Raw genomic sequence first — 12184 nt, forward strand, 5'->3', positions numbered from 1 at the left:
TCGGCTAGTGGGTCAATATTGAGCCAAAGGGAAGTCTTCATATCCAAATACCTCGCTCCGTAATAAGTGAGATTAGTCTCTCTATCCAATTCCTTGCCATTAAACAAATACGGCATAGAAAAACTAGAGCTATGCTCCTCAAACAATACCTCTCCAAAAGGGATATACTCTACATGCTGAGACAACTGGCCATTCATAGTGCTAATATACGAAGTACTTCCTAAATGATCGTTATGGTAATAAAAAATATCTTTTTCAAACAAGCCGTTGCCTACAAAACCATCGCCTGCGGTTACATCTGCGGGTTTTATAGGATCGCCAAACTGTATGGGTGGTCCTGGTACATTGCCTGGGGGATTAAACACGGGTTGTCTAGGCCAGCCTTCGGGTGTTTCTTGGTTTTGGTTAGCGTTTTGCTTGGGCGGGCTAGGGTAAGGCTTTCCCGTAGCGGCTGGACTGGCGTATAGTCCTTGCTGTGTGGGTGGACCTGGTGGCAGCCCTAGGTTGCGTACATAGTCGTCTAACCACTGTTGTTGTTCTGTGCTTAATTGGGCATAGTTTATTCCGCCTGCTGTAATTTTGGTAGGTTGGGCAAAGGTTCCTTGTCCTATTTTGGAGGTTATACGCCCTGCGCCTTCGAAATAATGTTTGGTAAATTTGCCTTTACTTATTACAAAATAGGGGCTTACGTAACCTGTATAATTGTCAAAATGGTTTATGCTGGCGGCTTGTGCGCCGTTTATGCTTACGTTTTGGGTGTCGCCACTGCTTTTTAGTACCCGCTCGCCTGTGTGGTCGTAGGTGTATAGGTGCATACGCCCGTTGTCGTTTATGCCCATTAGGTGGTTTTCTTCGTCCCATGTCATTTTTCTAAAATTGTTAAATTCTAGGTATTGGGTAGGGTTGCCGTTGCCGTCGTATTCGTAGTTACGAGGTTCGGGTTTGCCGTCTTCGGTTATGATACTTGGGGCATTGGGGTGCTGGGTGTTGTTGTACTGATAGTTTAGTTTGTAGCCTTTTTGGGTGTCGTTTACCTGGTGTTGTAGCTCTTTGCTTACTATATTGTGCATATTGTTGTAGCGCATGGCTAGGGTGTAGGTGGCATGGTTGTTCTGGCCGTTGTAGCTGCCTGTGGCGTTTTTTAGTCGGTACAAATCGTCGTACTGGTAGGTTTGTTGGCTACTACCGCCTAGGCTATTGGCTACTACAGGTACGGTGTTTTTTATGCCTAGTACATTGCCCACAAGGTCGTAGGTGTAGGTGTTGTTTATAATGGCACGGTTACCACTGTTTACGTTTAGTTGTTGCAAACGACGTAAGGTGGGGTCGTAGGTGTAATGGGTTTGGGTATCGTTGCCGTATTTTAGGTACTTGCGTTGCTCGAACTCGTCGTAGGCTAGTTGCTTAATATAGAGGTAGGTTTGGTTTTCTTTGGTGCCTTGCATTGTTTGTAAATTTCCTGCACGGTTGTAGGTGTAGGTAAGCACCTCGCCATCAGGATATATCATTTTTTGCAAACGGTTCCAGGTGTCGTACTCGTATTGGGTAATGTAGGTTTGGTTATCGGTAGGGGTTATGCGTAGGGTTTTTATTTCTTTTTCAACCTCGCCTAGTTTACCATAAAAATACTCGGTACCTCCACTGGCATCGGTTACTAGCCACATACGTCCACGGCGTGGGGCATTTTCGGTAGCACTACCATAATAATAGCTTATATTGTTTTGTGGGTATCTAGGGTATTTTATGTGTTCTAATCGGTTGTAATCATATTCATATAGGATACCGCCATCGGGCATGGTTTGCTCTATTTGGCTAGTTACCCTTTTGGTCATATTGCCTGCTAGGTCGTAGGTAATGGTGGTAGTACCAGCATCGGGGTGTATGTACTGGGTGCGTCGGCCTAGCCAGTCGTAAGTGCTTAGGGTAGTTTGTCCCATAGTGTTTATAACAGCGGCAGTTTCGCCAAGGGCGTTGTAGCTAAACTGGGTAAGTAGCTCGTTGCCACCGTCATATTGTATAGTGGCTATATTTTTGCCAGTGGCATCGGTATAGGTTTTTGCCACCTTACCGTGTGGGTCTGTTTGTGTGGTTTGTAAAGCATTTATGCCTTTAAAATTTTCTATGGCAAAAGTGGTGGTGGTGGTACTACCATCGGGCAGGGTTGTTTTTGTGGCTCTGCCTAGGGCATCGTACTGGGTTTTAGTAGGGTTTACGGTGCTTGCTAGGGTACTAAAACTGTTGTTTAGGGTAGTGGTAAAGGTTGGGTAAAAACTCTCTACCGCTCTACCAAAAGCATCGTACACCACCTTGCCCGATATAATATGACCTTCTTGGTCTGGGGCATCTATACCGCCAAAAAGCGAGGCTGTTTTTTTGACCTGTAAGGTACGCCCAAGCCCATCTATATAGGTATAGGTTTCTATGTCTTTGTTTAGTTCAGGGTCGTAATTTCGGGTTTTGGCATAGGGTACTTCTGCGGTAGGGTAATACTCGTAGGCAATGGTGTAGGGTTTGCCACTGGCTATTTCGTAAGGGCCTTGTATGGTGCTGGTACGTCCTTTGTCGTCAAGGGTGTATAGGGTACTTTGTTCGTTACGATCGGTGGTTTTTATAGGGGTGTTAAAACGGTAGTCGTATTCCGTTTTGTTTGCATACCCAAAATGGTCTTGTATTTGGGTGATGTGGCTGTAGACTTGATCGTCGTAGGTATAGGTAATTTGAGCTCGTTGGTTTTTGTAATTAGGGGCGCCTGTAATTTTTATAATATTGCCATAGGTGTCATATACAATATCGGTTATGGCTACCTTGTCGTTACTAGCATACATTTTAAATTGTATAACCTCGGCTGTTGCGGGGTTTATTTGGGTAGCTCGTTTTCGTTTTAGTCCATCAATGGTAAATACTTCTATTTGTTTAGGGATGCCATCGTAATAAGGGGATAGGCTGTTGTGGTAGCTTATTTTGGCGGTTACTTTATCTTGTGGTGTGCCGTTGCCTAAATCTGTATATTCTACAATATTACCTTGTGGATCATATTTATTATAGGTGTTTTTGTCTAAAAAGGCGGTGCCTGCTTCGTAGTGTTTTTCTTGGGTATGTATAGGTGCGATAAACACTGATAACAAATCGGCGGCAGGGTTGCTTAACAAGCCCTCGGTAATAGGGGTTTGGTTTTGAGCATTGGTTATACTATAGGTGGTGCTGGTTTCTTGTAGTTTTTTATTGTCTTTATCTAATAATAAAGTGCTTTTTAAGAGGTTTTTACGATAAAAATCGGTATTGTAAAACTCTTGTATTTGGGTGTTATATACGGTATTGTTGGTAGCATTTATTTGTTGTGTAGTAATTTTGGCATAGCCATAAAAATCACGTTCACGGCGGTCGTAATAAGGGTTTTCATAGGTAAAACGGCTAATAAGGTTGTCTACACCATCGCCTGTGTGGCCGTCAAAAAGGTTTACTTCTTTGAGTACCCATTTTGCTCCGTTCGCTTCGTAAGAGCTTGGTTTAAATTCGTAATCAACGGTAAAGCTATTGCCCATAGCGTTAGTTACGCTTTTTAGTTTGTTGGTACGTTTTATGTTAGAAAGACGTACGGTAAGGTTGTCTTCGTTTTCGGATTTTATGTAGTCTAAATTACCATCGCCATTAATATCGTTAAAAGTAGATTCGATTTTGCTTACTGAATTACCGGTGCTAGCCCCTGCTTGTATAGCAATCCGAATAGGAATAGGGGTTAAACTAAAATCGAAAGCATAACTAGCATTCATACCATAACTAGTTGATTTGTTTTTACTCATACTAGCGTATTTTGGGTATTGTAATGGGTTAGTATCAAAACCGTTTCCTAGGTTTAGGAAAATGAGGATGTTGTTTTGTGTGTAAATTATTTTATCGGGTAATCCATCGGCATTAATATCAAGAAAGGATTTAGATTGTTCATTAGAAGAGCCATTATAAGAAAATCCTCCAGATATAGAGCCTGATGCGAAACTAAAGCCTAATCCTGCTCCAAAATCGGATGAATTTCCTTCGTTTATTCCTTTGTCTAGGTTTTTCCAATTGTAATCGGGAAGAAATCGGTATCCTGTATTAAGTAAAACAATTCCGTTATCGTTAATTTGATCTGTTAGTCCATCACCATTGATGTCTGTATGTATTTTTTGGGAGTAATCATTTCCTGTGCCTATATTTCCGCTTATACTGGTGTATTTTCCTGCTTTTTGGGCATCGGAATTTGATTTTTTATCATTAGAACTTTTTTGCACAGTTGTTTTTGCATTAGTTTTTGTATCAGATGAATTGGCACTCCCATGACTGTATTTTCCATTGACACTTCCTCCTTTGCTTCCTATAATGGATACGCTAAAATTGCCAATATTATTTTGTAGGTTAGACAAACCTCCTCTAGGGGTTGTAAATTGTACGTTGCCATTGCGTACAAAATCGGGGTAACGATCTCCATTAAAATCGGTCATAGTTTCTATAACGATAGACTTGCCTTCTGAATAGTTGGCACCTGCCCCGGAAGAACTAGCGGATAAGCCGGCAGCATAGGCGTTACTTGTGGATTCTGATATGGTAAATAAGGCTCGACTGCCGCCTCCTTGAACAGTAGGTAAGGAAGTGTCTAAGAATTTTTGTAGATCATCTTCGCCTAGACGTGCTGAACTAATATATTCTTCTTTGATAAAAATAGCATCTTCTGCGCCTAACCATTTGTTTGAAGCGTAATTTCCTCGGGCTTGGATAAAGTATTCTTTGGAGGCTTCAAATTGTCCATGAGTTGCTGGGGTAACAGATGTGTTTCCGCTGATGTCTGGCATATTGTTTGGGTCAATATCGTAGGGTTTTTTATCTGATATTATAAGGTTTTTGTCAATGGTATTGGCTGCTAGATTTCCGTTAATTAAAAATACGCCCCAATTTCTATTTCTGATTTTTAATTTTTTTTCGACATCATCAAAATTGCCGTAGTAGCTGTTTTCTGAGCTGAAATAATTATATTCTACTAATGTTTTTTTGTTTTTTATTATGACAGAATCTTTTATAACGAGGAATGCGCTAGAATGATTTTGTTGAAAGAGGGTTGAAGTATTTTTGTTATTGAAGTAGTATTCTATTTTAATAGGTTTGTTAGCTACAATACTGTCGTAAGGATATGATAGATCAATTGCTTTTGGTGTGTAAGCTAGGTATCCATCTGTTAATTTGTATCTAATTCTAGCTACTAGTTTTTCTTCTTGTTTGGCTGTTATTAGTATGTCGCTATCAAAACTTTGATTAGGTCTAACTTTATTAAATTGAATTACTCCGCTGTAATTATGAAAGGTTGCTTTTCCTTTGGAACTAGGTATAATGTGGTTGAGGATGTATTTGTCATCTACTCGATTATAAATTGTATGTGTAACTTCTAGGGGTTTTGTTTCTTGGTTGTCGGAGTGGTCTTTGTATATAATGGAAGGGTTACATATCAAATTTTTCCAATCTATATTTGTTTCGGATTCTATGATTACTCTGAATCCGTCGCCTTTTAGGGCATTTATAAGAGGAATGGTGTTAAAATTGAATGTAATGTTTTCTGATGCTAAAAATTGTTTTGAAAAGACAACTGTTTCGCCAACACTGAATCTATTGGAAATAATTTTTAAAAGGATGTGATCGGAAGTTGTTTTTTTAGAAAAAATACCATCAAAGCGTATTGGAGAATCTTTTGGGACCATGATAAGTGTTTGTGAACTTACTAAAAAATCTTTTTTAGGATTGTAAGTTTTTAAACTAAAGCCATTAGGGTCCGTATGACTAGGGTCTATGTCTTGATAGTTGATGGTAGGTTCCCAAAGGATGTTATCAAAATTACCATCTTTTATAGAACTAACTCTAAAATAGAGGTGTTCTCCTTTAGTAACAAAAAGATTGTCTTGTTTTTGTTTTGATAGATAGTTTGTTGCTGCAATAGTTTCAGACCAGATTAAATTATTGTTTTGTTGAAAATATAACGTTACACCATCGGCTTTATCTGTGCCATCATTGTTTTTATAATTTTGTCTATCAGTGGAGGTGTCTTCTAGTAATTTATAGATATGCGAAATTTGTATAAATCCAGTAGCTGGAGCTTGCCATAGGCGTACGATGTCGTGCAATGGGTTCTTTTTTATTATTTCGGCTTCGGAGTTTTGTGTATTGCCTGTTAGTAATAACTCGCCTTCATTAACTATGGGGGAAGGGGTTCCTGTACTGTTTGGGGTAAAAGTAGGGATGCCATTTACTAAACGGTTGTAATAAACGGTTCCGCCATCGGCAAAATCAGTGAGTCCATCGCCATTAAAATCCATGAAATAACTGGTGGTGGTGTTTTTTGATATTTGTCGATCATATCCTAAATTAGCTCCCAATTGTCCAAAACCTAAAATTAGATCGACGCCGTAATTATAGGAATAGTTTCTAGAGAATCCAACATTTCCAATATTAATGACGTGGTATGTGTCTGAAAATTGGTTTATACCTGTTGCCCCAAGGTTTTTTCTAAAGTAGACTTTATCTCCTTTGGTGAAAATTTTATCGGGCAAGTTGTCTCCGTCTAAATCTTCTAAGGCAACATAGGTAGAGGTATTGCTCCAGTTGTTTCCTCCTTGTCCGCCTAAAGTATTTTGATTTAAGGTTCCAACTCCTGGAATTCCAATTCCTAATCTATAATTAAAACCTCCTGAAATAGAGCGGGAACTTCCTGTAAGAGTGTGAGTTCCTTTGAATTCTTTGAAAGCGGGAAAAGCAGGTGTAATACCGTCATTAGGCACGCTCCAAGTTTGTTCTTCGCCAAAAGGGGTGTAGTTGCCACTAGCATCGCGTACATCGTCGTAATAATCGAGGGAGTTTTTGTAAAACAGATTTCCTTTTGTATCATATACTTCTATTTCTTTTAGTAATGTTTTTTTAAAAGCGCCTTGTTTATAGGTAAGTCCGTAGCTACGAATCATTTGGTCTTTAAATTTGACTTCTATTTTTCGCAATAGTTTGTTAGAGGTTTGCTGAAAACCTAATCGTGCTGCTATTTGTACATCTTCTCTAGTGGGTTCTCCTAAATCTGTATCTTTAATAAAGTGTATGTTGTATGCTCCTTTTTGGTCGTTTTTGCCGGTATAATATATATTTTTGATATATAATTCGCCTTCGGATTTTTCGTATTGATAGGCTATCGTATTTCCTTTTAAGTCAATTTGTAAAGTAATTGCCCAATGGCCTATATTGCCATTGGCATCTTGCAAAATAGCCGTGTTATCTATGCCGGATGGGGTACCACCATAGTAAGTTGTTGTACCGCTTTTGTCTGTTACTACCCAATAGTAGTTTGTAGGATTATTTCCTTTACGGGTTATTTTTTGGAAAGCGCCTTCTTTTCTAGGATAAAACTGTTTATTGGTTTGTCTGTCTGTCCAAGCTTCTCTATGAGCGTTCGGCAAGAGTGCCTCACCTGCTAGGGTATAACTTTCGGTTTCTTTGCTCGCATCGTATCTTGGTGCTCCCCAACGGGTTTCTATGTCTACACTGGGTAGGTTTATTGCCCATCCTAGTCCGGTCCAGCTATGTCCGGCTTCGCTACTGTATTGTAGGGCTAGTGAGGGTTGCATGCCTGTTCTGCCTTTTGGAATTTCTATAGGGAAATTGGTGCTAGTACTTCCGTTTGGATTTGCAGTAGGTGGGGTAATAGGGGTTATGCCTACGGCTGGAGAGGCTGCTTTTAAATCTTTGATACTTGTAGGGGTATAGCCAGAGGTTTCGGGTGATTCGGGTAGTTTTATAATTCCTGCTATAAAATCGGTAAAATGGGTGGTTTTTCCTGTTATTTTAGATTCATGGGTTAGTAATGTGTCTTTAGGAATTTCTTTCCATAGTCTTTTCTTTTCATCAAAAAAGAAGAGGTTTATGTCTTTTTCTGTATATCCTTCTGGAATTAATTTTTTGTCGTAAGGAATTGTAAGTTTTCCAGGTTTTTTGAATTGTATTCCGTGGGGTAATAATCTGTAAGCAAAAGAATTTTGAGTTACATTGACCATTGAAGGGTTTAACGGTGCAATATCTTTTGTATGGAGGGCTTCTATGGAAAATAATGTGTTTTTTTTGATTATATCTTTTTCTAGCTGAAAACTAGCATTTGAATTGTTTATAATCCCACCATTAATACCTATTGTGTGCTCTTTTTTTATGTTTTTATTGTATAAAGGGATGTAATAATCTACAGGGATAAAGTTATTTATAGATATAGGAATTATAGTGTTTGTGTTGTTTTCTTTTTTTACACAGGTTATTTCTTTTTGATTGGTATAGTCTATTTCGGTTTCAAAATGTTGATTAATGGTATTTATTTTTTTGTCATTTATATACAATGTTGTGTTTTTTTCGGGTTGAAATCCGGCAATGTAGAGTTTGTTTCCAAAACGGAATAATTCAAATTTTTGAAGGGTATTTTCCTTTTTGTAGAAGTTTAGTGTAACGTTTTTTATTTTATATTGGTTGTTTTTTATTTCTGGAGCATTAAAGAAAAGTACATTATTTCCTTTTTTTATGATGTTATTGCTTATTTGTTCTTTTTGATGCAACCATTGGTTGTTTTTTGCAATAAAGTTTCCACCGGTACTTTGGGTGTTATTGATGCTTTTAATAATAGATGTTCCGTTTTTATAACCATATAAGTCGTATTCTAAGAATACTGTTTGATCATTAGTAGGCAATTGGGGTATTTGAATATGAAATAAATTATCAAAGGCATCATCTATAATTTGGCTTGTATTAAGGCCTATAATTCCTTCTTTTATATCGGATTTATGTATTAATATCTTAGATGGGATGGTGTTTGAAAATGTTTTTTTATTTGCTATTAAGTTAACTTTTGCAGGTTTATTTATTATTGTTTTCTTGATGTAATTATAATTTGCAGCGAAAACTATGCCAGCAATTAATAGAAAAAATAAGTATATTTTCTTGCTCATTCTAGTAATAGTTTATTTTATTATTATTTTTATTGATTTTTCTTCTTCTGATGTACTTATTTTTGCTATATAAACGCCACTTGTAGGAATATGACCGTTATATATATATTGGGTTTTTCCAGACCATTTTTCTGTTGTTATTAGGGCTCCAGCTGAGTTGTATATATATAGTGTTGCGTTTGTAATAGTATTGAAATTTCCAAAAATTTTAAAATGGCCCTCTTCACTAGGATTGGGTAATGCTATTATTTGATTGTTTTTATTATTATTATTCACCTCTACTTGAAAGTTAGTAACGGTTTCACAGTCATTTTCATGTTTTGTAATTAATTGATAATTGCCTGGATTTGTTAGTATTATGGTGTTGTCATTCGCAATCAATTCTTTATTTAAAAACCATTGAAATTGATAGTTTCCTTTTGGTAAATAATCGTTTGCATTTATGACTATTGGGGTGTCATTTAGGGTAAATGTTTCTTGTAGTTTAGGACTTGTTATGTCTTGATCTGAAATAAATATTTTTTGTTCGTAAATGGTTCCGCGGGCATCAACGACTATATAATTATATTTTCCAGAGTGTATTGCGATGTTTGAAGTGTTGTTGTCATGAATCCATTTTTTAACAACATTATTAGTGTCGTAGTTAATTAACGTTATAGTATAAGGGGCTTTGCCTCCAATAATTGTGTATTTTAAAAACCCATCAGATATTCCGCATTTAGGTTGAGTAATTTTTACTCTAGCAAACATATCTGGCGCCATTTGAAATGTATAAACGATTTTTTTGTTTTTCTTGCTATCCCAATTGTAGTTATTTAGGGTTGTAGTTCCGTCTGAGTTTTCTTCTAATTTTTTATATATTATTTCGTCAGAATCCCATTTTGCTTTTCCTGTAGGATCTATTACTAACCAGGGTTTTGTATCGGGTTGTTTTAAGTTTGTTATTTTTTTTAAATTAAATTGCCATTTTATTTTATGACTATCAATAGTAGAATCAATACACATAAGCCATTTTCTTTCTAGTAATTTAGGCAATCCTTCTTCTTGTTTGAATTTTAATGGTTTGGCATTATCACTCCAAAACAAAAAGCTATTATCAGGAACACTTTCTTTAATAGAACTTAAATCAATGGTTGTTAACTCATCTTCAATATTACGACTGTTGTCTTGGAAAAGGAGTGATGCTTCATCTTTTCCTATGGCTGTTACATGGTTTAAATAGTGTTTGTTTTCAAGAGCGTTCCAAATGATTTTTCCTTTGCTATTTGTGTAATTTTGTAGTTCTTTTTGAGATAAAGAAATACCATATTTTATAGCTAAATAACTTGCGATTTTGTTAATTTCGTTGCTGTTAAGAAATCGGTCATATACAATACATTCACTAATATATCCTTTTAAAGAACGAGCGGGTATTGATAGGTTGTGTTTTGTTTTACCTATAGAGATTTGGTATTTGTTATTATCGCTTAGGTTTGATTTTGTATGTTGATAAAAATGGATAGCTGAGGAGTATTCGGACTTGTTTTTTAATGAATTGTATTTGAAATTAGTGAGGTTGGCTAATCTTTCTGTGGTTGTTAAAGTAATGTTTTTTGATTGATCAGAAATATTCCATAGTATTTGTTCGGTTAAGCTGTCTTTTACTTTATAAACTAAAAAAACAGTTTGATAATTTATTTTTGGTATGTTAAAGGTTAGCGTATCTTGGCTTGCATCAAAAAATATGCTGGGATGATTATTTATTACAACTCCTTCTGTCTTTTTTAACAAAATAGCGTTAGGGTCTAACTGATTTTTTAAAATGAATTTATTTTCATTTTTATCTGCTGTTATCCAGATGTAAGGATTTTTTACTTGTGCGGGACCTTTTTGAGCAAAGTTTTTTATAGATATTATAAGGATAAAAAAGGGTATATATAGTTTCATGCGTGTAGTTTATTTATAATACATAATAGATAGCTTTATTTTAATACGGGATGGGACTGTCTATTTTTTACATTATTTATAGTAATGTTTTTAAATAGTAAGAGTATATACTTTGCTGTAAGAATCATTGAGTTACATTATTGTCTTTTATGATTTGATAAGAAGAACACAATACGGCTAGAAATTATTTGAATCATCAAAATCAAATTTGTATCCTATGTGCAATGAAAAGGCATTGGTTTTATTTTTATTATCCATAAATCGGTGCCCATTTTCTTTAGTTTCTAGAGCATCCGTTAAACCCAAATGATATCGAAAACCAAGAACTAGTTTGTTTTGAAATTCATAACCAATACCAAAAATACCTTGAAAATAGTCGGTTCCCTCAAGAGATTCTTTTAATGTTTTCTGGACAATGGGATCTGGAGTAAAGGAGACTCCGTATTTTTGTTCCATTTCAGCTCCATTAGAAGTATAGCTAATATTATTTCTATGAAGATTTAGAGCAACATTAGGGCCTATGCCTAAATAGAATCCTTCATGGATGTAATATTTGAATAAGAATCCTAAATTTAAATTGTGATAGTCAAACTTTATTTGGTAATTTAGTCCTTTGTTGTCGTTGTAATTAAAATCGGTAGCTTGGCGACTGTAAAATATTTCTGGTTGAAAACTTATATTGGCTCGTGGGTATTTCCAATTTAGGAAAAGAAAAGACCAGCTAGAGCCCCAAATTTGTCTTTTTCGGTCGTGGAAAAATTGGTGTAAATGTTAGGAGGGATTATTGTGTTTTGTATATTATTCATTTTTGAATATACAGCACCTGCGTAAAAGCCGTAACTAATTTCTTTTCCAATTTGACTATGAGTAACTATTGTAAAAAACAAAAGAACTATAAATTTTTTCATGTTGCTTATTTTTTAATATTACCAATTATGTAAACTATACCCTATAGAAAGACCTATGATAGAACTTCTATTGTAATTTTCTATAAATTGAAATGATGCGGTTTTGTTTTTTATAATATCACCTAATCCTAAATAATATCTACCCTCAATATGTAAATCATACGGTAATTCATATCCTAGAGAAAAAGATAAGCTAAAGTCATCACTGCCCAGTAATGCGTCTCTATAAAATTGTCGTTTCGTAGTATCATATCTACCCTCGTACTCATTAGAAGTGTAATTTATATTACTAGGATTTATGTTTTTAGAATAAAACACCCCTGTTCCTGCATTGAAGCCTTTGTAAGGATATATTTTATAAAT

General features: G+C 35.9%; 4 protein-coding genes and 1 pseudogene. All 5 read right to left on the reverse strand.

Annotated elements, in window-relative coordinates:
- On the reverse strand, nt 1-8987 hold an 8987-nt coding region (locus tag B0A78_RS05665; protein WP_097609458.1), incomplete at its 3' end, for a SpvB/TcaC N-terminal domain-containing protein.
- Nucleotides 8988-8999: 12 nt separating this feature from the next.
- Nucleotides 9000-10913 carry a T9SS type A sorting domain-containing protein gene (locus B0A78_RS05670; RefSeq protein WP_097609459.1) on the reverse strand — a complete coding sequence of 638 codons (1914 nt, stop codon included), beginning with the start codon at nt 10911-10913 and terminating at the stop codon, nt 9000-9002.
- Nucleotides 10914-11090: 177 nt separating this feature from the next.
- Nucleotides 11091-11648: an outer membrane beta-barrel protein gene (locus tag B0A78_RS05675; RefSeq protein ID WP_317044835.1), complete on the reverse strand. Its 558-nt coding sequence runs from the start codon at nt 11646-11648 to the stop codon at nt 11091-11093.
- A complete protein-coding gene (locus B0A78_RS14835) occupies nt 11615-11821 on the reverse strand; it encodes a hypothetical protein (protein ID WP_249030948.1) in 207 nt (68 codons plus the stop codon). Before B0A78_RS14835 ends, B0A78_RS05675 begins: the two co-directional genes overlap by 34 nt.
- An 18-nt stretch (nt 11822-11839) precedes the next feature.
- Nucleotides 11840-12184, reverse strand: a pseudogene (locus tag B0A78_RS05680) (outer membrane beta-barrel protein); the annotation flags it as partial.

Origin of the sequence: Flavobacterium columnare NBRC 100251 = ATCC 23463, assembly GCF_002530675.1 — a bacterium.
Lineage (GTDB): Bacteria > Bacteroidota > Bacteroidia > Flavobacteriales > Flavobacteriaceae > Flavobacterium > Flavobacterium columnare.